This is a genomic window from Pseudomonas sp. (assembly GCF_040514055.1).
Lineage (GTDB): Bacteria > Pseudomonadota > Gammaproteobacteria > Pseudomonadales > Pseudomonadaceae > Aquipseudomonas.
The window spans coordinates 66,881-89,570 of record NZ_JBEVDL010000074.1 but is presented as its reverse complement, the minus strand read 5'-3'; the positions used below and the strand labels follow the sequence as shown (position 1 = coordinate 89,570).

The window sequence follows — 22,690 nt, the reverse complement described above, 5'->3', positions numbered from 1 at the left end:
CCGCTGATCCTGGTCGACTGGTCCCCCATCGATGCGCCGGGGCGCTACTTTTTGCTGCGTGCCGCGCTGCCCGTGGCCGGGCGTTCCCTGGCGGTTTACGAGCGGGTGCACGACCGCGAGGGCTGCCCCCGCTTGCACGGCGATCCTGGTCACCGATGCCGGCTTTCGCCGGCCCTGGTTGCAGGCCGTCCAGGCCCAAGGCTGGTACTACGTCGGTCGGGTGCGCAACCGAGACCTCTACCGGATCGGCACGCAGCCCTGGGCACCGGTGACCGAAATTGATATCAGTGGGCTGCCAACACGTCAAGCAATGGAAATGGATTTGTCTGGAACAGCAGCACGGGAAAATGTGCAGTTTATTTTGAATTCGAATAATATGGATTTGACCAGTCGAATAGTCCGGACAGGAAAGACATTTTAATGCGCTATTTTAGTTTTTATTCTGAGTCTTTGGATGGTGAAGTCGGTAAATTTTACTGTGAAATTTCTCCGGAGAATGTGATCACTCGTCAAATAGACGTGTTTGGATCGAAGATATATTGGGCTGACCGACAGGCACAATATAGCGAAGATTATCCCTTTACCGATCAACCAGAGTTCGATGAAACGAGCGATGACGGTGAAGAGATATCTCGTGATCTATTCGAGGAAATCTGGCAAAATGGCCAGAAACAATGACCGTTACGTATTGTGTTGGAGATATGTTTACGGTGGACTCTCCGCGTGCGCTAGCTCATGGGTGTAATTGTGCAGGCGCTATGGGGAAAGGTATCGCCGTTATTTTCCGCAAAAAGTGGCCGGCAATGTATTCCCGATATAAAGAGTTATGTAAGGATGGGTTTTTTTCTCTTGGAGATGTGTTTGAATGGAATGACGGAATAACGACGATCTATAATTTGGGAACTCAAAAAACCTGGAAAACAAAAGCCGATATCTTGGCAATAAGGAAGTCCTTGGAAGAGTTGCATCGTCTTGCAATCGATTCTGGTGTTTTTGAAATCTATATGCCCCGCATTGGTGCCGGTTTGGGCGGACTTGATTGGAGTGATGTTAAGAAAGTTATCGAGTCGGTTTTCGGTGTAAGTTCGATTCAAGTGTATGTTTGCGAGGATTTTTTGGTCGGAGCGCAGCTTCAAATTAAAAATTAATTGTAGCAAAAGGGGGCGTAGTCTGAGTGATCCCCACACATTTAACCCTCTGTCATGCTCTGCTGTTGCGCATCGACGCGTAGTCGGCGCTCCAGGTCTTCCAAGACGCGCCAAGTCATGGTCGCAGGGTGTTTTCGGCCGTACTCCAGGCCTAAGGATGGTCTGAGGTAGCCCTGTATTCCTGGTCGACTTCAGCCCCGGCCGATTTTGAACGCGGCCAATCGATCAGAACCGATCAGATCATCCGCTCATTGTGGTGTTTTTAGCCCCCGCGAGCGCCTCGCGGGGGACCATTCCCCGCCTTACAGGCGCACCTCTCCTGCAGCCGACAGTAACGGCTTGCGCGCCATCCACAGGTTCGACAGCGCGAACAGCGTGATCAGTTGCGCCGTGTTCTTCGCCAGTCCCCGGAAGCGCACCTTCACGTAACCGAACTGGCGCTTGATCACCAGCAAAAGGGGTCGTAGTCATTTAATCGAAGCGGAGCAATTGGGCTGGATTGATTAAATTTTGACCGTCGGCCGTCCGGGGTCGCGGTAGCCCAGCGAGCGGCCCAGTTGCTGGGCGATGGAGGCACGAAAGCGGTCGTTGCCCAGCGGGTAGTTGTGAGCGCTGGTCTCACGCAGCAGGTGCAGAGCGGTTGGGTCCAGGTGCCCGGCAAACAGTGCCCGGTAAGCGTGCTACCGTTCCTTGAGATCCTTCCCTAACGCGTCATAGAAGGCGTGATCGCGGATCAAGCGGTCAGGTATGCCCAACCCGTGCCAGCCGTAACTGGACCAGCGGTACGCCTCGGGAACCGGCACCATGCCTGCCCGGACGGGGTTCAGTTCGATATAGCGGTAGCAGGTCAGGAGGTACTGTGCGGCCTTCACCAGGCAGCCCTTGCGCCGTCCTTCCCATAAGGTGCCCGAACGCCGGTACCTGCGGTTGACGTACAGGACGTACAGGCGCCCCAGATGCTGCATCACACGCGAAATACCAGCTGCATCGGCGTGTGTCAGCGGCAGGTGCACGTGGTTGGTCTGATCTTACCCAGTTTCAGTGGACACCCCGTTAAGCGATAAATTGCAACGAGGTGAACCATGGCAAGAACTCTAAGCCCGATGAAACAACCCCGAACCCGCCATTCCCAGGCCTACAAGGACGAAGCGCTGGCGCTGGCCGAGCGCATCGGCGTCAGCCAGGCCGCCGAACAGCTTGGCCTGCACGCCTCCCAGCTGTATGGCTGGCGCACCCAGAAACAGCAGACCCAGTGCGGCAGTGAGCGCGAGCAATCACTGGCCGATGAGAACGCCCGACTCAAGCGCCTGCTGGCCGAGCAAGCCGAAGAGCTGGCCATCGTAAAAAAGGCCGCCGCGTACTTTGCCAAGAGCCTCAAGTGAAGTACGCCTACATGAGGACCCACGCCCCGCAGTTTTCCATCACCGCCAGGTGCCGTGTGTTGCGTGTCGCCCGCAGCGGCTTCTACGCCTGGTGCTCGCGCCCACCTTCGGTGCGCCAGTGGCACAAGGCCGAACGGGATCGGCGGGTGGCCCTGGCGTACCACGCCCGCCAGGGCCGTAGCGGGGCGCCACGCTTGTGCTACGACCTGCGCGACGCCGGGCTGCTCTGCAACCGCAAGACGGTGGCCGCTTCGTTGAAGCGGCAAGGCCTGCGCGCCAAGGCGGCCCGTAAATTCAAGGCTATGACCAACTCCCGGCACGCGCTGCCGGTGGCGCAGAACCTGCTCAAGCAAGACTTCACGGCAGCGGCACAGAACCAGAAAGGGGTGGGCGACATCACCTATCTGCACACGGAGCAAGGCTGGTTGTATCTGGCGGTGGTCCTCGACCTGTATTCCCGCCGGGTCATCGGCTGGGCCATGGGCGAGCGCATGACGGCCGACCTGGTCTGCGATGCCTTACGCATGGCACTGTGGCGCCGCAAGCCACCCCAGGGCGTGATCGTACACAGCGACCGTGGCAGCCAGTACTGCTCGATGGCGTATCAGGCGTTGATCCGTGCCCATCACCTGCGCTGCAGCATGAGCGCGAAGGGCAACTGCTACGACAACGCCTGCGCGGAGAGTTTCTTCCACAGTTTGAAGGTCGAATGCATCCACGGCGAGCGCTTCATCAGCCGCGCCCAGATGCGGGAAACCGTGTTTGAATACATCGAAACCGACTACAACCGTCAGCGGTGTCATAGCACGCTGGGGCACATCAGCCCGGAAGCCTACGAGGCCCGGTTGAGTGCTTAAACCTGTGTCCACGATTGCTGGGTAAGATCAGTGAACAGGCTGCTGCCCTTTTCAGGGCAATACCGCTACTTGTTGGCCGGGCAAAACGACCCCAATAAACCCATCAGCGAAAACACGCTAAATGGTGCCATCAAGCGCCTGGGCTATCAGGGGCGACTCTCCATGATCTAGAGCAGTTGCCTAGTTCGGCTTGCTGCTACCAAGTTGTCAATTAGCCAGTCACTGAAGCTGCGCGTCAGCGGGCAGTTCTCGCTGTCACGGTGCACCAGCCAGGCCCAGTTTGGGCCGCGCACGCTCTGTTCCACCACAGGCTGTAACATGCCGTTGCGCCGCGCCTGGTCAGCCAGCAACTGGCTGACCAAGGCAATCCCCAGTCCCTGGCTGGCGGCATCCAGCAACTGACCAGGGTCGGAGAAATTCAGCCCGCGGCTTTGCTGGCCCACGTCCATGCCGCCCTGAACCGCCCAGTGGCTCCAATCCATTTCGCGCTCACCATGCAAGGTGCAGCGCTCGTCTGGCTGTTGAGCCAGCAGGCTGGGATGGACGGCCGGATAGAGGCGGTCTTCCAGCAGCACGCGAAAGCTGCATTCGGCCTGTGCGGTGAGGTCGTCACGCACGGTAATGTCGATGGTTTGAGCGGCCATGTCCGGTACTTCATCGCTGGTGAACAACCACAGGTCGATTTGCGGATACAGGCGGTGAAATTCGCCGAGGCGTGGCACCAGCCAGTGACGGGCGAAGGCCGGGGTGGTGTTGACCACCAACTGGTTGGGCTTGCGGTACTGCTCCAGGCGGCGAATGCCCACCGCCAGCTGCTGCAGCAGCGACTGGGTGGTACTGAGCAAGTCATGCCCGGCATCGGTGAGGCTGACGCTGCGCCCGCTGCGGTAGAACAGTGGCTGTTCGAGGAAACCTTCCAAACTGCGAATCTGCTGGCTGATTGCCGACTGGGTGAGGTGCAGCTCCTCGGCGGCCTTGTGGAAACTGCCCAAGCGGGCGGCGGCTTCGAAGCCGCGCAGGGCGTTTAGCGGGGGCCAATGTTTGAGCATGACTGATAAGCCTTTCTAATCAAATTTATGCAAAATCTATCGTTTGTTGCCTCGTTTTTAAAGGCCTAGCATGCAAGGCATCACCGGATTCACGGTTTTCAGTGAAAACAAATACTTAACTGAAGGCACTTGTATGCAACATAAAGCAGTCGCAGAAAACGCTTGGTTCATGCCCGCCGAATGGGGCCCGCACGCCGCCACCTGGATGGTCTGGCCGCATAACCAGGGGCTGTGGGAGTCCGGCTGGGGCGTGACCCTGGCCGAGGTGCAGGTCGACTTCGCCCGGGTGGCCAACGCCATTGCGCGCTTCGAACCAGTGAAGATGGTGGTCGATCCGTCCGCGGCGCTGCGTGCCCGTACGTTGTGTGGTGCCACGATCGAACTGATCGAACTGGCGGTCAACGACAGCTGGTGCCGCGACTCCGGGCCGAGCTTCGTCTGCCACCCACACTGCGGCGTGGCCGGAGTCAGCTGGCGCTTCAACGCCTGGGGCGGCAAGTCCGAGCATGATCTGGACGAGAGCCTGGCCCGCCGTATCCTCAATGGCCTGGGTATGGACTGCTTCGGCACACCACTGGGCAACGAGGGTGGCGCGATCCATGTGGATGGCGACGGTACCCTGATTACCACCGAATCAGTGCTGCTCAACCGCAACCGCAATCCGGGCATGACCAAGGCTGAGATGGAAGAGATCTTCGCCCGCCTGCTGGGCGTGAACAAGACCATCTGGCTGCCGGGTGATCCGGACCATGTTACCGGCGATATGACCGACGGCCATGTCGATGGCGTGTGCGCCTTTGCCCACCCAGGCGGCCTGCTGGTGGACGCGACTCGCGATCAGTCCTCGGTGTATGCCGAAGTGGTGCGCGAGAACCGTCGCGCCCTGGAGCTGGCCACCGACGCCCGTGGCCGCAAGTTCGAGCTGCTTGAATTGTTCGAGGCTACCGATGCGGTGGATACCGAGGCCGAAGTGTTCTGCGCTTCCTACACCAACTTCTACATCTGCAACGGCGCAATCATCATGCCGGCCTACGGCATTGCCGCCGACCAGGAGGCGGCGACGACCCTGCGCATGGCCTTCCCGGGTCGCGAAGTAGTGCCGGTGCAGATCAACCAGCTGGCCCATGGCGGCGGCGGGGTGCATTGCATCACTCAGCAACAGCCGGCCTGGCCGTTGAAGGGATGAGGGTATGAGCAAGCTGACCGTCGCCACCACGCAGTTCGCCTGCAGCTGGAACCTTGGGCATAACCTCGATCAGGCCGAGCACCTGGTGCGCGAGGCTGCGGCCAAGGGTGCCCAGTTGATCCTATTGCAGGAGCTGTTTGCCACCCCGTATTTCTGCATTGAACAGGATCATAAACACCTGGCTCTGGCCGAGGAGTACGGCCAGAGCCAGGTGCTCAAGCGTTTCGCCGCCCTGGCCAAGGAGCTTGGCGTGGTGCTGCCGCTCTCCTGGTTCGAGAAGGCCGGTAACGCCTATTTCAACTCGCTGAGCGTGGCCGATGCCGATGGCCATCTGCTCGGGGTGTACCGCAAGACCCATATCCCCAACGCCATCGGTTATCAGGAGAAGGAATACTTCAGTCCCGGCGACAGCGGCTTCCGTGTGTGGGATACCGCCTTCGGTCGCATCGGCGTGGCCATCTGCTGGGACCAGTGGTTCCCCGAAACTGCGCGCTGCCTGGCCCTGCAAGGTGCCGAGGTGCTGCTGTTTCCCACCGCCATAGGCTCCGAACCGGGTGCTGCGGCGCTGGATTCGCGTGACCACTGGCAGCTCACCCAGCGTGGCCACGCGGCCGCCAACATCATGCCGGTGATGGCGGCCAACCGCGTCGGATGCGAAGTGGCGACCGGCGATCCGACGTTGCAGATGAAATTCTACGGCTCGTCCTTTATCACCGACCACAAGGGCAAGTTGCTCGCCGAGGCCGACCGCGACAGCAGCGGCGTGCTGGTACGCGAGCTGGACCTCGCCGCCATGCGCGAGGAGCGGCTGACCTGGGGTATCTACCGCGATCGTCGTCCGGAAATGTATGGCCCGCTGCTGGGCCTGGATGGACGGCAACCCCATGTGCGCTGGAATCACCAAGGAGTCTGACTATGAAACCTGGTAAAGCCATACTGATCGGCTCGCTGAGCCTCGCCCTGGGTTGTACCCAGGCCTGGGGCGAGGCCGAGGAAAAGACCCTGCATCTGTATAACTGGGCCGACTATTTTGCCGCAGATACCCTGAGCAACTTCACCCAGGAAACCGGTATCCGGGTGGTCTACGACGTCATGGAAGGCAGCGAGACGCTGGAAGCCAAGATGATGGCCGGGCGCAGCGGTTATGACCTGATCTTCCCGGGCGACACCGTGGCCGAGCGCCTGATGCGCGCCGGTGCGCTGCAGAAGCTGGACACCAGCAAACTTGAGCATCTGGATGACATCGAGCCGGGTCTGCGCAACCTGCGGACCCAGTACCCCTACTCGCGGCATGCCACGGTGCCCTACACCTGGGGATCAATCGGCTTGACCTACAACGCGCCAATGATCGAGCAGCGCATGCCTCAGGCACCGGTCAATAACCTGGACATGTTGTTCAAGCCGGAGTTGGCCGCCAAGTTCGCCGACTGCGGGATCTCCATGATCGACTCGCCGGACGAAGTGCTGGCCGTGGTGCTCAACTACCTTGGGCACGAGCCGCGCAGCGGCAAGGCAGAAGACCTGGCCGAGGCGCTGGCGCTGCTGAAAAGCATCAAGCCGTATATCCGCAAGTTCCAGTCACAGCCGGTCACGCAGCTGGTCAACGGTGAGATATGCCTGTCGCTCGGCTACAGCGGCGACATGACCCAGGCCCAGCGCACGGCGGATGAGGCGAAAGCAGGGCGGACCTTTGGCTACCGCATCCCGGTTCAGGGCAGCACCATCTGGATGGACACCATGGCCATCCCGGCCGATGCCAAGCACCCGGAATATGCCTACGCGTTGATCAACTTCATCATGCGTCCGGAGAACATGGCGGCGATCAGCAACGCTACCGGTTATCCCACGTCCAGCGCCAAGGCCCGGCCGATGGTTACCGAAGACATGCGCACCAACCCCGATATCTATGCCGATGAAGCCACCTATGCCCGGTTGATTCCCGGCAAGGACATCCCGCAGCGCGACATGCGTGCGCGCATGCGTACCTGGAGCACCTTCAAGACCAACCTCTAGGCCGCATCGCCGGCCTGTTACCGGTCGCCAGTCCCTGGCCTGCCAACTGCAGCGTCCCCTCGGCGCGGTCAGGTGGCCGTGAGCTGCCGCAACGGATGCAGCAGCCGGGTGTCGCGGTGAAGCACAGGTCAAGGCCGTTCCGGCCCCCAGCAAGAGCAACGCGTTGCAACCGCCCATGACGGCTCAGAAGCAGCATGCCATGGAGGACCTGGCTGGGCGCTGAAAAGGGCGTTGACCGACGGGTATCCATCATACGAAGAGAGGGTGCAGAACTATGTCTACACGTCGTGACTTCATCAAACAACTGACGGTTGCCGCAAGCCTGGGTGCCGTCGCCTCCATGGGCATCGGTCTGAGCGCGCCGAAGGTGCGTGCGGCCCTGGGCAACAGCTGGCACATGCCCGATGAGAACGAGCTGCAGGAACGGATCTTTCTGGCGTTTGCTGCCTCCACGGCGATCTGGAATGACTGGGCGACCCCGGTAAATAACTGCGTCGCGCTGTTGGCCAAGACCATTGCCAAGTATCAACCGGTGACCGTGCTGTGCCGTGCCAACCAGCTTGCACTGGCCAAGAGCAAGTGCGGTACCACCAACATCAAGTTTCTGACCATGCCGCTGGACGATGTCTGGGTGCGTGACTACGGCGGCTGCTTCGTGGTCGACGGCCAGGGTGGCCGAGGTCTGGTCGACTTCAACTTCAACGGTTGGGGCGGCAAGCAAACCGCGAGCAACGATACCCAGGTGGCCGATAGCCTGAGCTACGAAACCCATGCCACCTATATCGCCAGCCAGCTCACCGGCGAGGGCGGCGGCATCGAGGTGGATGGCCACGGCACGGCGATCATGACTGAGAGCTGTTGGGTCAACAACAACCGCAACCCAGGCATGAGCAAGGGACAGATCGAGGCCGAGCTCAAGGCCAACCTCGGCCTGCGCAAGATCATCTGGCTGCCGGGAATCAGGGGCAAGGACATCACCGATGCGCACGTCGACTTCTACGCGCGCTTCGCCTCCAAGGGCGTGGTGATCGCCAACCTCGATAACGACCCCAAGTCCTACGACTACGCGGTGACCCGTACTCACTTGAATATCCTCAAGGCTACCACCGATGCCGATGGCAACAAGCTGGTGGTGCACACGCTACCGCCACCCTTGAAGAAACGCAGCAACATCTACACCCAGAACAACCCGGATTTCGCCCCCGGCTATATCAACTACTTGCCGATCAATGGCGCGGTATTCGTGCCGCAGTTCGGTGACACCGCCGCCGACAAGTTCGCCAAGGACCTGCTGACCAAGCTGTATCCGGGGCGTGTGGTGGTACAAGTGAATATCGACCCGATCGCCGGTGGCGGCGGCGGTATCCACTGCGTGACCAAGAACCTACCGGCGCTCTAGCACCGCTCGATGCGTTTTGCTCCACAAGGGTTTTTTGTCCAGCCCTTTATTGGGCGGTGTCGTGGTTGTGCGCTGGCTAGTCGGGCCGTTCGGGGCCTAACTACCTGGCGCACGCACCTGGCTGCTTGCCGTCAGTACAGGTGGGTTTTGGTCGTTTTATTCCTGGGCTTATGGCGCTGACCCAGTGGGCGCTCGAATTGAGTGCCGCCATGCCGTAAACGGCCCGTATCCAAATCAATAATAAGAAACAACCTTTCATACGAATAAAGCTGTGAGCGTCCTGGCGTGGGCCATCTCGGTGGCCACCGGCGGGAGTGCAGGTCGAGGATCACCGCCAGATAAGACCAGCTGTGCTCCCGCAACGCCGCATGGGGCGCATTTGCGCGCAACCCAAAGGGCCTGGCCTGGTTGGGCGGGATATGGCGTTACGCGTCGCTTATTGGGCGTGACCAAATCCCGCAATCGGGCGCAGGCGCGGCCGTGCGCACAGGGTCGACAGGCTCTAGGTCTTGGTACCCATGCTGCCTTGGTTGCGCGTCAGGGTGGAGAAGCCGTTGGCCATTTTCAGTTTGGCGTACACCGCCTGGGTCGGGGCCAGCCAGATCACCCCGGGGCCTGTGAAGGTCTGCAGCAAACCCTCGCCGCTGGTGACCGACTGAAACAGGGACTTTCCTGATTTTTCCGCCTGGAAACTCACACTGGCGGTCCTGACAAAGGCGAAGTCGCCATCCACCGAAAGCTTCTCGCCCTTGGCCAATTCGTACATCAGCAGCTCGGCGACGGGCACCGGCGAGTTAAGGACCACTATTCCCGAGCCTTTGACCTGGGTTTGAAAAAACCCCTCGCCGCCGAACAAGGCGCTGGACACATTGCTTTGCATTTTTGCGCTGACTTCCAGGTTGCCCGAACCGCAGTAAAAGGCGGCCTTGTCGAAGATCAGGGCGTCGTTGTCGATATTGAAGAGCAGGTAATGGCCGAAGGTCGGCTCCAGGTAGATCTCGCCGCTGCCCTTGATCCGTGATTGGAACAGGGTTTCGCCGGTCATGAATTTGCGCATCAGCCCCTTGGCCATGCCGCCTTGCATGGCCGACTCCAATTGCAGGTCGCCTTTCATGAAATACAGCGCGCCGGGCTCGATCAGTACCTGGCTGTTGTCCAGGGTGATCCTGACCATTTTCAAATGGATAGCGGCCTGGTTGGCGAAAAACACTTTCTCCGCGACGTTCAGGTCATCTGAGCCTTTCAGGGATTTGTACTGCACCACCTCGAAAACCGCACCGGGCGATCGTTCGGTTTCGACCACATCAAAGAGATCCAATTCGTTCATTCTTACTTCCTAGCATCGAGGGGGCTTGGGCATGGGGCGCTTGGTTGGCAGGCAACAGGTGGCGTGCACAGATTAAAGTATTTTGCCTTGTCTGGACTCGTCTGGCTGCTCAGTCCTGGCATCGCCAGCAGGTTCAGTTCGATCCAGCGGTATAGCAGCTCAAGAGATATGACGCGGCACCCACCAGCCAGCTCTCGTGCCGTCCTTCTCATAAGGTGCCCGAATGTCGCTAGCTGCGGATGAGGTACAAGACACCCCCAGATGCTGCAGCCATGGTCGGATGGGTTGGATCAACTGCACTCACCTGCAGTGGCCAACTCATCCGGGCACGGCAGGGTGCATCGCCCGGAGCACGGTTTTGTCGGACCTTGATGGCTCGATTGAGGGGCTTACGCCGATGGCATAGACTAGCCGGCTCCTGAAGTCTGGGCGCCCGGGGAGGCGTTCGCGCTTTCTTACAACAAGGGAGCAGGAATGAATCCTCACGCTCGACACTCGATATCGTTACCTGCCTTGCTGGTCAGCTTGTGGCGCTCTCGCCAGCTTATCGGGCGAATGATCCGCAGCGAAGTGGTCGGCCGCTACAAGGGCTCCGTACTCGGGCTGGGCTGGTCCCTCGTCCACCCCCTGTTGATGTTGAGCGTTTACACCTTTGTCTTTTCCATCGCCTTCAAGGCGCGCTGGGGGCTGTACGAGGGCGAGAGCAGAATGATGTTCGCCATCATCCTGTTTATCGGAATGATCGTGCATGGCTTGTTCTCCGAGATTCTCAGTCGCTCGGCGACATCGATTCCGGACAACCTCAACTACGTGAAGAAAGTGGTCTTCCCACTGCAAGTCCTGCCGGTGGTGGTGGCGGGAGCAGCGGTTTTCCATGCCTTGGTCAGCCTGCTGGCCTGGTTACTTTTCTACCTGGTCTGCGTGGGGCTGCCCGACTGGCATGCCGTGTTCTTTCCGCTGGTCATTTTTCCATTGGTGCTGCTTTCGCTGGGCCTGGGTTGGGCATTGGCGGCGCTGGGCGCCAGTTATCGCGATGTGGGGCAGACCCTCTCGATCATCACCACCGTTCTGTTGTTCCTCTCGCCGGTGTTCTACCCCATCGAGAACATTCCGCGGACACTGCACCCCCTGATCATGGCTAACCCGCTGACGTTCGTGATCGAGCAGGCCCGCGCGGTGCTGATCTGGGCACAGATGCCCGATTTTGCTGGACTGCTGGTGTATTGGGCACTGGCGTTGCTGGTGTTCTGGGCAGGGTTCGCCTGCTTCCAGAAATCACGTACGGGGTTCGCCGATGTGCTCTGAAATCGCCATCAGCGTCAGCGGCATCAGCAAGCGCTTTCGCATCTACGACAGCCAGCGTGCGCGGCTGCTGCAGGTGTTTCGCCGAAAGCAGCTCTTCAAGGAATTCCCGGCTCTCGAAGGTGTTTCCTTCGTCATCCAGAAGGGCGAGACCGTTGGCATCGTCGGTCGCAATGGCAGCGGCAAGTCGACCCTGCTGCAGATCATCTGCGGAACGCTGACGCCCTCCGAAGGCGAGGTGTCCATCTGCGGGCGAGTGGCGGCGCTGCTTGAGTTGGGGGCGGGGTTCAAGCCCGAGTTCAGCGGTCGCGAGAATGTCTATATGAATGCGTCCGTGCTGGGATTGTCCGATGCGCAAACCACCGAGCGCTTTGCCGCCATCGCGGCGTTCGCCGACATCGGCGAGTTTATCGACCAGCCGGTAAAGTTGTATTCCAGCGGCATGCTGGTCCGGCTGGCGTTCGCGGTAGCCATCCATGTCGACCCACAGATCCTGATCGTCGACGAGGCGCTCGCGGTGGGCGACGAGCTTTTCCAGCGCAAGTGCTACGCCAGGATCGAGGAAATCAAGGCACGCGGCGCGACCATTCTCTTCGTCTCCCACGCCAGCAATACCATCCTGGGCCTCTGCGACCGTGCCATCCTGCTGGATGGCGGCAGAAAACTCACCGAGGGCCCTCCCAAAACGGTGATCGCCCACTACCAGCGGTTGCTCAATGCCCCGGCAGACAAGGCCGCGCTCTTGCGCGAGCAGATCCTCTCGGGCATGGTAACGCTGCATGCCGATTCGACGCCGACCAGCCCGACTGCGCCGCTTGCCAGCCCATCGACGCCAGACTGGCTCGACCCGCACCTGGTGTCCCAGGCCGTGCTTGCCTATGAGTCACAGGGTGCCCGCATCAGTGATCCCGAGCTGTACAACGCCCAGGGCCAGAAGGTGAACTGTCTGAAGACCGGCGACACCTATCGCTACCGGTACCGCGTTCATTTCGAACGGGACGCGAGCCATGTCCGCTTCGGTATGCTGCTGAAAACCACAACGGGCGTGGAGCTCGGTGGTGCCACTTCCGCCAGGCAGATCGCCAATGGCATTCCGGCCATCGCCGCCGGTTCGGTCCTTTCAGTCGAATACCGTTTCACCTGTCGCTTGAACGAAGGCGTCTACTTCCTCAACGCGGGTGTATCCGGTGACTGTGGCGAGGGTTTCCAGCACCTTCATCGGGTGTTGGACGCACTGTGCTTTCGGGTCAATCCCGACAACACCGGTTTCGGGCTCGGCAGCGTGGACTTTTCCTGCAATCCGCACTGGTCGTTGGACGAGTAATCCATGTTGAATTTTATCTGCATCGGTGCGCAGAAAAGCGGCACGAGCTGGCTCCACGCGACCTTGAGCCGCCATCCATCGATCGCGTTCCCCGGCGGCAAGGAGGTTCACTACTGGGATGCGCAGCTGGCCCAGGGGGAGGACTGGTACAAAGCGCAGTTCCCCGACGACCGCCGCTGCAACGGCGATATCACGCCGGCCTATGCGATCCTGCCGCGGGACGTCATCCGCCGGATTCACGCCCACTTCCCGTCGCTGCCACTCATTTTCCTGATCCGTAACCCCATGGAGCGTGCCTGGTCCGCCGCGCGAATGGCGGTATTGAGGGCGGAAATGCGCTATCCGGAAGCCTCCGATCAGTGGTTTATCGATCACTTCAGGTCCGCGGGCTCCCGGCTGCGCGGGGACTATGCGAGGTGCCTGGAACACTGGTTCTCGTTCTATCCCCGGGAGCGTTTCCTGATTGCCCGCTATGAAGAGGTGTTCCGTGAGCCGGTGGCCTTCGCCAACCAGGTGCTGGCACACATCGGCCTGGATGCATTTTTCACCGAGGCCGATCGCGACGCCTTGGCCAAGCCGGTATTCGAAGGCCCTGGCTATGCCCTGCGCCCGGCTTTGCGGGAGGTGCTGTTGACACTGTATGCGGACAGGATCGATGCACTGGGCCGCCTGCTGGGCGAGGACTTCTCGGCGTGGAAGCAGGTCCAGCCATGAACGGCGAGCGCACACTGAACGACAATGGCGTGCTGGTGCTCGGCATGCATCGCAGCGGCACCAGCGCCGTGGCCGCCTGCCTGGAGCGCCTCGGCGTGGTCATGGGCGATGCGCTGGTGCCGGCCGATAAGTGGAATCCCAAGGGCTATTTCGAAGAGCGACGAATCGTCGCCTTCAACAACCAGCTGCTGGACCTGCAGGGCGTGCGCTGGGACTCACCCCTGCCGCCGGCCCCGGCACTGCAAGCCCCTTGGTCCGGGCAGGCCGCACCGGCTGCGGCGTTACTCCAGGAGCTGTACGCGGGCACGCTGGCCTGGGGTTTCAAGGACCCGCGGCTGTGCCTGCTGGCACCGTTCTGGCAGCCGGTCTTCGCCGCGCTGCAGGTGAGGCCCAGGATGTTGCTGGTCCTGCGTCACCCGGCCGAGGTCGCCGACTCCCTGGCACGCCGTGACGGAATAGCCATACGGCGTGCGGGCTGGCTGTGGTTCACCCACCTGCTGGGGGCTCTGGACTACCTGCAGACCGCCACGGACAGCCGATTGATCGACTTCGCCGATGTGCTGAGCGAGCCGGCTTTACACCTTGGCGAGCTGGGGAAATGGCTTGGACTTTCTCCGGGCGAGGGCGCCATCGAGCGCTTCGCCAATGACTTTATCGCCCCGCAGTTGGCGCGCAGTGCAGACGCCCGGGCGACTCGCCTTCATCCCCTGATCCTGCGCGCCTATAACTACTGGCGGACCACTGCGTGCAACCGGCGATTCGCGCCTGAATGGCTGCAGGCACCCGAATGGCTGGCCATCCGAAATGCCTTCGAGCACGACATAAAACCCGAGTTGGAAGCCGTGCAGCGCTTCTTCGCAGGCGATCGCCAAGCCTCGGAGATGGACGCCAGGCTGATGGCAATCAGCCGCGGACTCGCCGACAGCGAACAGCTGGCCCTGCTGCGGCTCGAGCAGATTGCCTCGCTGGACGCGCAACTGAAATGCACCTCGAACGCCCTGGCGGCCACGGACACGCTGGCCCGGCAACGCCTGGCTGAAGTCGAGGCGCGGGATCGGGAACTGCAGCTGCGCAGCGAACGCTGGAGCCAGGTGGAACAGGCCATGGACGCGCGCGAGCAGGCCTGGGCCAAGCGCTTTTCCGAACTCGAAGGTCTGGCCGAGGAACGGCTACAGCGCCTGCACGCACTCGACCAACAGCTCAGGCACACCACCGAGGCCTTGGCTCAGGCAGAACAGCTCGCCCTGGAACGTCTGGCTGAGCTGGAGCAAGCGATCTTCGCAGGCGATCGCCAAGCCGCGATGGCGGATGCCAGGCTGACGGCAATCAGCCAGGGGCTCGCTGCCAGCGAACAGCTGGCCGTGGTGCGGCTCGAGCAGATAGCCGCACTGGACGCCCAACTCAAATGCACCTCGGACGCCTTGGCGGCCACTGAAACACTGGCCCGGCAGCGCCTGGTTGAGGTGGAGGCACTGGATGCAGAACTGCGGGCGCGCAGCGAGCGCTGGCAGTTGGTGGAACAGGCCATGGACGGGCGCGAGCAGGCATGGGCCAAGCGATTTTCCCAACTCGAATGCCTGGCCGAGGAACGGCTTCAGCGTCTGCACGCACTCGACCAACAGCTCGGGCACACCACCGAGGCCTTGGCTCGGGCGGAACAGCTCGCCCTGGCGCGTTTGGCCGAGCTGGAGCGCGCGAGCGATTTGAAATGATCCAGCCCCTTGGCGATCCCCCTCAAGCGGCGTCCTCGGCGCCCACATTCATATGCCAGATCGACAATGCCGTGCACGACGCCCACGCCATTTTTGGTTTCGGCTGGGCGCTGGACCGTGCCGGCACTATCGTACGCGGTACGCTTCGCCTGCAGTTCGGCGATGGTCGAGTCAGCTCTGTGCGGCTATCGATGGAGCGTGCCCGGGAAGACGTTGCCGCGGCGTTCCCCGACTATCCCCAGGCCGCCCACGCGGGCTTTATGTTTATGGCGGGTTGGGGTGAGGAAGCGCCAGAAAGGGCCGAACTGGTCTTTGAAATGGCCGATGGCGGCCTGCAATGCACGGCGCTGGACCTGCTCGGCCACCTCCCTTCGGCGAACGGTTCGACGCGGGCGGCTGAGCGTCGCTACTTGTTCAGACGGGCCCTGGCGCACCTTCGCCAGGGCAGAATCGGCGAGCTGTTCCATAAAGTCTTGCGCCAGGTACGGCAACGCACCAAACCGGCCGACGCGAGCGACCGCACCCTGGCGGCAGCGCTGAAGGGGCGGCGTTGTCGCTTGGTGATCGATCACTCCATGGGCGGAGGCGCCAACCTGTTTCGCGAGCGAGTGGTGTCCAGTTGGGTGGCGGAGGGCGACACCGTCGTGCTGCTCAGTTTTCGTCTCGCGACAATGGTCCCCTTTATCGAGGTGCTCCAGCGCAAGCACAAGCTCGTACTGACGCTGCAGCGGCTCGACGAATTGATCGGCATCCTGGCGGACGCGACGCTTACGGAAATCTTCTTCAACTGTGCGGTTTCCTTCCCCCGGGTAGAGCAGGTTCAGCACCTGGTAATGGCCCTCAAGCGCCGCTTCGGGACTCGCCTGGTGGTGGCGATGCACGAGTACTTCCTGGTCTGTCCTTCCCCCTTCCTGCTCGACAGCAAGGGACAGTTCTGCGGCGTGCCCTCGATGGACCGTTGCCAGACCTGCCTGCCCGAACATGAGGACGGCTTTGTCTCCCTGGCTGGCGAACGCTCCATCGAACGCTGGCGCATGATGTGGGGCGAAGCCCTCGAGGCTGCGGATGAGGTGCGCTGTTTCTCCGAGTCGACCCGGCACCTGCTGGCACGCGCCTATCCGTTTATCACCGGGCGTATGACCCTGCGGCCACACCCGATCGAGCCCCTGCGCCCCATACGCCCGCCAAGGCGGGAGCGGGCGTGCCTGACGGTGGGTGTGATCGGCTCGATCCTGCAACACAAGGGCGCCCAAGTCGTAGCCGATCTGGCCAAGGCCATTGTCGATGCCGGTGCAAACATCCGCATCGTGGTGGTGGGCAATATCGATGCCTGCTGCCCCCCCGAGGTAGTCGAGCAAACCGGGCCGTACCGGCGCGATGCACTGCCGGACCTGGTCGAGCAGCACCGGATCGACATCGCCTTGCTGCCGTCCATCTGTCCCGAGACGTTTTCCTTCGTCGCCCATGAAATCGTCTCGATAGGGCTTCCGCTCCTGTGCCTGGACCTGGGTGCCCAGGCCGATCTGGCTCGCAGCCTGCGGGCCGGCTGGGTATCCTCGCGCCAGGACGGGCCGGGGCTGCTCCAGGAGCTCATCGCATTTGATCGCCATCTAAAGCCTCTGCGCCTGAAGGTACTTACTTGAAAAAGATCCATGTCTATACCAGCGCAGCCTGCAACTATGTGCCGAAGGCGCGGGCGCTGGTCGAATCGATCAGACGATTCCATCCCGACTGGGTCGTGCACCTGGCGCTCTCGGACCAAATACCGGCGGGCCTGGACCTGTCGAGCGACTGCTTCGACGAGGTCCATCCACTGGACAGCCTGGGCATTGCCAATGCACGCAGCTGGGCGTTCTGCCACAGCATCGTCGAGCTGTCGACGGCCATCAAACCTTTCCTGCTGGCACGGCTGCTGGAGCGTGACGACTGTGCAGCGGTGATCTACCTCGACCCGGATACCGTTCTGTTTTCGCCGTTACAGGACGTGGTGGATGCCATCGGCCAATCGAATATCGCGCTGACACCGCACCTGACCATTCCCGACCCGACACTTTCGGGGGTGATGGACAACGAGATCGCCAGCCTCAAGCACGGCATCTACAACCTGGGGTTTCTTGCCGTTGCGCCTACCGACGTTGGCAAGCAGTTCGCGCGTTGGTGGTCAGAGCGCCTGTATTACTTCTGCCGTGCCGAAACCCACAATGGGTTGTTCACCGACCAGCGTTGGATCGACCTGGTGCCGGCTTTTTTTGAAGGCGTCTGCATCCTGCGCACGCCACGCCTGAACGTCGCGCCCTGGAACATGACCAATAGAACCGTCACCGGCCAGTTGCCGGATCAGATCATGGTCGACGGTGAGCCGCTGGGTTTCTATCACTTCACCGGGTTCGACAGCGGTGATCACCGCATCATGGCAAGCAAGAATGCTGGCCGGCAGGGCGCAGTGCATGCCTTGATACGCTGGTACAGCGAGCTGATCGAGGAACTTGGCAAGGACCCGCTCAGCCAGGTGGTCTGGGCCTTCTCGCATTTCGACGATGGCAGCACCATCTCCAAACCCGCACGCCTTATCTACCGTGAGCGGCTGGATTTGCAGCGGGCCTTCCCGGATCCCTTCGCCATCGAAGGCGGTGGTTATAAAGGCTGGTGGGAATCCCAGGGGCGCTGTGAGTATCCGGGCCTGTTCAACAAAGAGACGGCGACCGAAGAAATGGTGCGCATCAGTCGCGCACTGACGCCCGGCTACCAGGCCGGTGGCACCAAGCCGATGCTGAGCAGCAGCCGCGTGCGCGAACATATGGGCAATGCCCTGGACAACCCCCTGCATGGCGTGAAATTGGCCAAGCGCGCCTGGGAAATCCTGCGCACCGAAGGCGTTGCCGGTGTCCTGAGGCGCGTATCGAAATGAACCTGGATGGGTCGTCAACGCGTGCGATGGCGAGATCGCTGATTCCGCGCATGGCCGGCGTGAGCATCCTTGCGCCAGGCACGGCCGCAACCTTTGTGGCGCTTATCGCCTGCGCACTGGCGTGCCTGAGTATGGCGCTGCAGGTGCCCGGACAGGTCTCGATGGACAGCAGCATCCAGTTGTATGAAGCCTTTACGGGGCAGTCCATCAGCTTCAACCCGCCGTTTATGTCGGCGCTGTTGCGCTGGCTGGGTGGAGGCTCGGTCGCAACCGCGCTGCTGGTGCTGATCAATACGGGGCTGCTGTACGGCGGCTTTGCGCTGGCGGCGTTTTCCATTGCCCAATGGAGAACAGCACGCGGGTTGGGCCATTTACCGGCCTGGCGTGTCGTCCTGGCGGCGGCGGTGGTCTTGAATCCCTTGGTGTTTCTGTATGCCGGCATCGTCTGGAAGGACGTCTTGTTCGCGTCGCTTCTGAGTGCTGGCGGCGCCTTTACCATTGCTGCCAGCGTCGGCTCGGTCTATCGACGTGCTCTGTGTGGCCTGGCCGCGCTTATGCTGCTGTCCGCTGCGCTGCTGACTCGGCAGCAGGGTGTGTTTATGGTGCCCATCATGGTCCTGGCCGTGATCGCTGCGCTATGGCCAGCGCGTAGGCGCCAGGGTATCTGCATCAGCATCGCCGTTATCGCTGTGTTCCTGGCGATGGTGACAACCCTGCAGCACCAGGTCGAAACGAGCATCAAACCGCCCGCCACCGATGGCACCACCCTGGGCCTTCGCAGCCTTATGACATTCGATCTGGCCGGTATGGTCAGCCATTCGCCACGGCCTGCCGACGAATACGTGCTGCCGATAACCCAGGCACAATTGAGCGCGGTGCGGGCCGTTTACACGCCCGAACGTGTCGACACGCTCTCCCACACGCCGATCGTCCAGGCCTGGACGGGGCGATTGACCCACGAGGAAATGAAAAGTGCCTGGTGGGCCATGCTCAAGCAGAACCCCAATGCGTACCTGGCCCACAGGATCGCGGTATTTTCCAAGTTGATGGGACTTGATGGGATCGAAGGGACCTTACCTATTCATATTGGCATCGAAGGCAATGCGGGCTATCTGCGCCAAATCGGAATGGAAGAGGGACGTACCCAGCGTACTCAGCTGATTTATGACCTGGCCCGCTATCATTTCTCCTCCCCGATCTATCGTCATGCGTTCTGGTTAGCGATGTTGGGTGTGATCATGATCTGCGGGGCGTGCGCACGTCTGCCTAAACGCCTGTCGGTGATTGGCATCTTGATCGCCATTGCGACGCTGACGATGTACGCCTCCTATCTGCCCACTGCAATTGCCGCTGACTTCAGGTATCTGTTCGGGGCCATTCCCTTGGTGATGCTGCTTGCACTGATAGTGCTGTTGGGCGGGACTCGGCAGCCTGCAGCTGGCCTCGCCGAACCCAGGCAAGTCGGCCTTTGAGGCGCACCTTATGGAATGGCGATATCGCCATCTGCGCAGCGCTGACAAGCCAGATCACCTTGGCGGCATCTACTGGTCACAAGGCTATGAAACGCTCTGGGTTTCGCAGGCACCCTCAAGCCTTTAACTGAGGCCTATTAGGACATGCAATGAGCATCCAGCGTTATCCCGAAAATTGCCGGCGCCAACGGCCTGGGCCCGAACCTGGCGAACTGTTGCCGAGGCTGGGTACCGGCGGCTCGAGCTTTGTGCGCCCGATGGCGTCCCACCGCGAGGGGCAGTCGAGACCAATGGCACGGCGCAGAAGCATGTCTACTGCCGTGGAGCCCCGCTACGACCCTTACGGGCGTGCTACGCTCGGGGCCACTGGCCGATCCCGTAAGGCCCCATGCAGCTGGCGCGCCGAGGGTTGGTGCAAGCGCCAGGCGTGGAAACCGCATCGGGCGACTCTGAACGTCGGGCACAGGCCGTTGGCCGAAAGCCGCCGGGTAGGGGTTCTCATACAAGCGGGTCTTCTGCAACGACCCTAAGCTGGGCATCGTGCGGCTCCCTAGCCGTTGATTATCGAGAGTTACCTTATGAGCGGACAGATCCAAGAAACGGCAATGGAACTAATCCAGTCGCGCTACGGCGACCTGTACATCCTTACCGAAGCAGATCTGATCTCCGACTCCTTGCGTCGTTATGGAGAGTGGGCTCAGCGGGAAATCGACCTGCTGTGTGCCTTTATCGGCCCAGGAGACACTGTGGTGGATGCCGGTGCCTATTTGGGCACTCACACCCGCGCCTTTTCCGAGCGGGTGGGGTCTGATGGACTGGTCTATGGGTTCGAGCCCAACCCAAGCAGTTTCAGTGTGCTGCAACACAATGCCCGGATGGCTCCGCTGGGCAATATCCAGCTATTCAACCTCGGTATCGGCGCCATGAGCCAAAGCTGCGCCCTGCAGGTGGACGACTCGCTGCTCAATCGTGCAAGCGCCACCATGGCGGGGAGTGCGGGAGCCAGCGTGGCTACCGTGCCAGTTCGGGCACTGGACGACATCGGCATCGCCAGGGTCAACCTGATAAAGGTGGACGTGGAGGGGATGGAGTTGCAGCTGCTACGCGGTGCGGAGTGCACCATCACACGTGAGCAGCCGGTTATCTTCCTGGAGGTCAACTCGCTTGCGGGCAGCCTGGGCCTGCTGCCATGGGCCGAGCAGCACGGCTACCTGGTCTATGGCGTCAATGTGGCTGCGTTCAACCCGGACAACTATGCTCGATCAGCGGTAAATGTGTTCGGTTCCGCACGGGAAGTGGGGTTGTTGCTTATCCCGTCACGGGCTTTCGAGCAGTTCGCCGCGCGCCTGGAGCACTTCGAGCTCCCCCTTATAGACAGTCTCGATGCCCTGGCCTTGCTGCTCCTGCACAAGCCGCAGTACCTGCGCGAGGTACTGGGTGCCACGGATGTCCGCAAGCGCCTGGGTCTGGACTTCGAACACGTCCGCGAGACGTGCGAGCTGCAGGCCTTGCTCGAAGCCAAGGATCGGGCCCTCGGCGACGCCGCACAGGCCTACAAGGCCCTGCGACAGGCATTTGACCAAAAGGAGAACGAGCTCAAACAGGCCTTTGCAAAGATAAAGGGGTCGTAGTCATTTAACCGTGACAGTACGCCGGTTCCCCCCCTCTAGTTACAGCGATCGCGGTGAACGGCTGCACCGGCGGTTCGCATTTGGCCTCCAACCGCGAGGGTCAGTTGACCACCCGCCGAGACTTCTGTATGCACCCCGACTGGCTGGGTGGGACAGGCCGGCGACACCCTGCAAAGCGCGGCGTAGGCAGTGTGCGAAAGTACCGCCGCGGCCGGTGTCGGCCAAAGTCGGCACGTGGCTGCTGCGCCTTGGGGGGCGTCTAGCCCTGTGCCGCCGCCAACTCGGCGTCCCGGGCGGCGGCTTTTTGCACGGCCGGGCGACGCTTGATGGCCTCGATATAGGTGGTCAATACCGGTAACGGCGGGACCAGACCGAAGGCCACCATCCAGGCCAGCGCGCTTCCCCATAAAATGTCGGCGGCGCTGAAGCGTTCGCCCAGCAGGTAAGGGCCCGGTTGCAGCTGGCCTAGCAGCGTATTGAACATGGTGTCGAAGTCGCCATAGGGCGACATCGAAGGCGGGGCAGGAGCGGTTTTGTTCGCCTTGTCCGCGATGGCCGGTTCGAAACACGATCCGTAGAACGCCAGCCAGCGCAGGTAAGGCCCGCGCAGCGGGTCGCCAATGGCAGGGGCCAGGCCCGCTTCCGGATAGAGGTCAGCCAGGTACAGGTACACGGCCGGCTGTTCGGTGACCAGCGCATCGCCATGCAGGATCGCCGGGACCTTGCCCATCGGGTTGATCGCCAGGTACGCGGCTTCGCGCTGCTGCCCTTTGTTCAGATCGAGAACCTGCAACTCGAAATCCGCACCCAGCTCCTCGAGCAGGGCGTGTACCCCTACGGAGCGCGAATGCGGCGAGTGGAACAGGGTGACATGGCGCTGATTCATGACGGTATCCCAAGTTGGAAGAGCTGACAGGGTAGGTCAGCCCAGGCTCCGGGTCTGTGAAAGCGCGCGGATTCGCGGTGATATTTCAGCATTATCACCAGTCTGGACAAGCGCACGCCGTCGCGGCGCAGTGATTGATACCGCCCCTCCAACCCCGGGCTAATTCACTCCGACCCCGTTTGACCACCCCGTTTGACCCCCGTTTGACCCGGACCCCTCACCCCCGGGCTAAGTCACTCCGCCCCCTCGAGCATCCCCGCGTGTTTAACGCCCTCAGCACTTTTCAGCGCCATTCATGAGTCTTCATAAGAGTTCAGAGCGCCTGGGCTGGAGTTCTGCGATCAATACACCACCCTTGGAGGGCCGACCCCAGTCCTCCG

At 61.3% G+C, this 22,690-nt stretch carries 19 protein-coding genes and 2 pseudogenes; 16 read left to right on the top strand and 5 right to left on the bottom strand.

Annotated features, from left to right (window positions below; all coding sequences use genetic code 11):
• The 3 genes and pseudogenes from ABWY06_RS19540 to ABWY06_RS19530 form a co-directional block, all read left to right on the top strand.
• A pseudogene (locus ABWY06_RS19540) lies at window positions 1-280 on the top strand (IS4 family transposase); the annotation flags it as partial.
• 140 nt (window positions 281-420) lie between these two features.
• On the top strand, window positions 421-678 hold the full coding sequence (locus tag ABWY06_RS19535; protein WP_353927241.1) for a hypothetical protein: 258 nt from the start codon (window positions 421-423) through the stop codon (window positions 676-678).
• Window positions 675-1,148, top strand: coding sequence for a macro domain-containing protein (locus ABWY06_RS19530; protein WP_353927240.1), 474 nt, complete (start codon window positions 675-677; stop codon window positions 1,146-1,148). The genes ABWY06_RS19535 and ABWY06_RS19530 overlap by 4 nt, the downstream gene beginning before the upstream one ends.
• Window positions 1,149-1,450: 302 nt before the next feature.
• On the opposite strand, the pseudogene ABWY06_RS19525 reads toward ABWY06_RS19530, so the two are convergent.
• Together ABWY06_RS19525 and ABWY06_RS19520 are read right to left on the bottom strand one after the other, a co-directional pair.
• A pseudogene (locus ABWY06_RS19525) lies at window positions 1,451-1,597 on the bottom strand (IS5/IS1182 family transposase); the annotation flags it as partial.
• A 231-nt stretch (window positions 1,598-1,828) separates the two neighbouring features.
• Complete coding sequence (locus tag ABWY06_RS19520; RefSeq protein ID WP_353927239.1) at window positions 1,829-2,161, bottom strand: hypothetical protein; 333 nt, start codon at window positions 2,159-2,161, stop codon at window positions 1,829-1,831.
• Between the two features lie 69 nt (window positions 2,162-2,230).
• Between ABWY06_RS19520 and ABWY06_RS19515 the strand changes: the two genes are divergently transcribed.
• Window positions 2,231-3,387, top strand: a protein-coding gene (locus ABWY06_RS19515; protein WP_353927238.1) for an IS3 family transposase whose coding sequence is annotated in 2 segments (ribosomal slippage) — window positions 2,231-2,489 and window positions 2,489-3,387 — 1,158 coding nt in all. Because the reading frame shifts where the segments join, the coding sequence is not laid out codon by codon here.
• A 167-nt stretch (window positions 3,388-3,554) separates the two neighbouring features.
• Here the strand turns inward: ABWY06_RS19515 and ABWY06_RS19510 are convergent.
• A complete protein-coding gene (locus ABWY06_RS19510) occupies window positions 3,555-4,436 on the bottom strand; it encodes a LysR substrate-binding domain-containing protein (RefSeq protein ID WP_353927237.1) in 882 nt (293 codons plus the stop codon).
• Window positions 4,437-4,569: 133 nt separating this feature from the next.
• Between ABWY06_RS19510 and ABWY06_RS19505 the strand changes: the two genes are divergently transcribed.
• The 4 genes from ABWY06_RS19505 to ABWY06_RS19490 all read left to right on the top strand — a co-directional run bounded on the left by ABWY06_RS19505 (window position 4,570) and on the right by ABWY06_RS19490 (window position 9,034).
• A complete protein-coding gene (locus tag ABWY06_RS19505) occupies window positions 4,570-5,622 on the top strand; it encodes an agmatine deiminase family protein (RefSeq protein WP_353927236.1) in 1,053 nt (350 codons plus the stop codon).
• A 4-nt stretch (window positions 5,623-5,626) separates the two neighbouring features.
• A complete protein-coding gene (gene aguB / locus ABWY06_RS19500; RefSeq protein ID WP_353927235.1) occupies window positions 5,627-6,535 on the top strand; it encodes an N-carbamoylputrescine amidase in 909 nt (302 codons plus the stop codon).
• A 2-nt stretch (window positions 6,536-6,537) separates the two neighbouring features.
• A complete protein-coding gene (locus ABWY06_RS19495; RefSeq protein WP_353927234.1) occupies window positions 6,538-7,635 on the top strand; it encodes an extracellular solute-binding protein in 1,098 nt (365 codons plus the stop codon).
• A 274-nt stretch (window positions 7,636-7,909) separates the two neighbouring features.
• Window positions 7,910-9,034 carry an agmatine deiminase family protein gene (locus tag ABWY06_RS19490; RefSeq protein WP_353927233.1) on the top strand — a complete coding sequence of 375 codons (1,125 nt, stop codon included), beginning with the start codon at window positions 7,910-7,912 and terminating at the stop codon, window positions 9,032-9,034.
• A 502-nt stretch (window positions 9,035-9,536) separates the two neighbouring features.
• Here the strand turns inward: ABWY06_RS19490 and ABWY06_RS19485 are convergent.
• A complete protein-coding gene (locus ABWY06_RS19485; protein WP_353927232.1) occupies window positions 9,537-10,361 on the bottom strand; it encodes an AIM24 family protein in 825 nt (274 codons plus the stop codon).
• Window positions 10,362-10,835: 474 nt separating this feature from the next.
• Between ABWY06_RS19485 and ABWY06_RS19480 the strand changes: the two genes are divergently transcribed.
• From ABWY06_RS19480 to ABWY06_RS19445, 8 genes are all read left to right on the top strand, one after another.
• Window positions 10,836-11,666, top strand: coding sequence for an ABC transporter permease (locus ABWY06_RS19480; protein WP_353927231.1), 831 nt, complete (start codon window positions 10,836-10,838; stop codon window positions 11,664-11,666).
• Window positions 11,656-12,987: an ABC transporter ATP-binding protein gene (locus ABWY06_RS19475; RefSeq protein ID WP_353927230.1), complete on the top strand. Its 1,332-nt coding sequence runs from the start codon at window positions 11,656-11,658 to the stop codon at window positions 12,985-12,987. The genes ABWY06_RS19480 and ABWY06_RS19475 overlap by 11 nt, the downstream gene beginning before the upstream one ends.
• A 3-nt stretch (window positions 12,988-12,990) precedes the next feature.
• On the top strand, window positions 12,991-13,701 hold the full coding sequence (locus ABWY06_RS19470; RefSeq protein WP_353927229.1) for a sulfotransferase family protein: 711 nt from the start codon (window positions 12,991-12,993) through the stop codon (window positions 13,699-13,701).
• Window positions 13,680-15,413 (top strand): hypothetical protein, encoded by a 1,734-nt coding sequence (locus ABWY06_RS19465; RefSeq protein WP_353927228.1) that lies wholly within the window; start codon window positions 13,680-13,682, stop codon window positions 15,411-15,413. Before ABWY06_RS19470 ends, ABWY06_RS19465 begins: the two co-directional genes overlap by 22 nt.
• Window positions 15,414-15,484: 71 nt before the next feature.
• Window positions 15,485-17,056, top strand: a complete 1,572-nt coding sequence (locus ABWY06_RS19460; protein WP_353927227.1) for a glycosyltransferase — start codon at window positions 15,485-15,487, stop codon at window positions 17,054-17,056.
• A complete protein-coding gene (locus ABWY06_RS19455) occupies window positions 17,053-18,321 on the top strand; it encodes a glycosyltransferase family protein (RefSeq protein ID WP_353927226.1) in 1,269 nt (422 codons plus the stop codon). The genes ABWY06_RS19460 and ABWY06_RS19455 overlap by 4 nt, the downstream gene beginning before the upstream one ends.
• The gene (locus ABWY06_RS19450; protein WP_353927225.1) at window positions 18,318-19,793 is read left to right on the top strand and encodes a hypothetical protein; all 1,476 of its coding nucleotides are present in this window, start codon (window positions 18,318-18,320) and stop codon (window positions 19,791-19,793) included. Before ABWY06_RS19455 ends, ABWY06_RS19450 begins: the two co-directional genes overlap by 4 nt.
• Window positions 19,794-20,398: 605 nt before the next feature.
• Window positions 20,399-21,424 carry an FkbM family methyltransferase gene (locus ABWY06_RS19445; protein WP_353927224.1) on the top strand — a complete coding sequence of 342 codons (1,026 nt, stop codon included), beginning with the start codon at window positions 20,399-20,401 and terminating at the stop codon, window positions 21,422-21,424.
• Between the two features lie 259 nt (window positions 21,425-21,683).
• Here the strand turns inward: ABWY06_RS19445 and ABWY06_RS19440 are convergent, their stop codons facing one another.
• Window positions 21,684-22,310, bottom strand: coding sequence for a glutathione S-transferase family protein (locus ABWY06_RS19440; RefSeq protein WP_353927223.1), 627 nt, complete (start codon window positions 22,308-22,310; stop codon window positions 21,684-21,686).
• Between the last annotated feature and the right edge of the window lie 380 nt (window positions 22,311-22,690).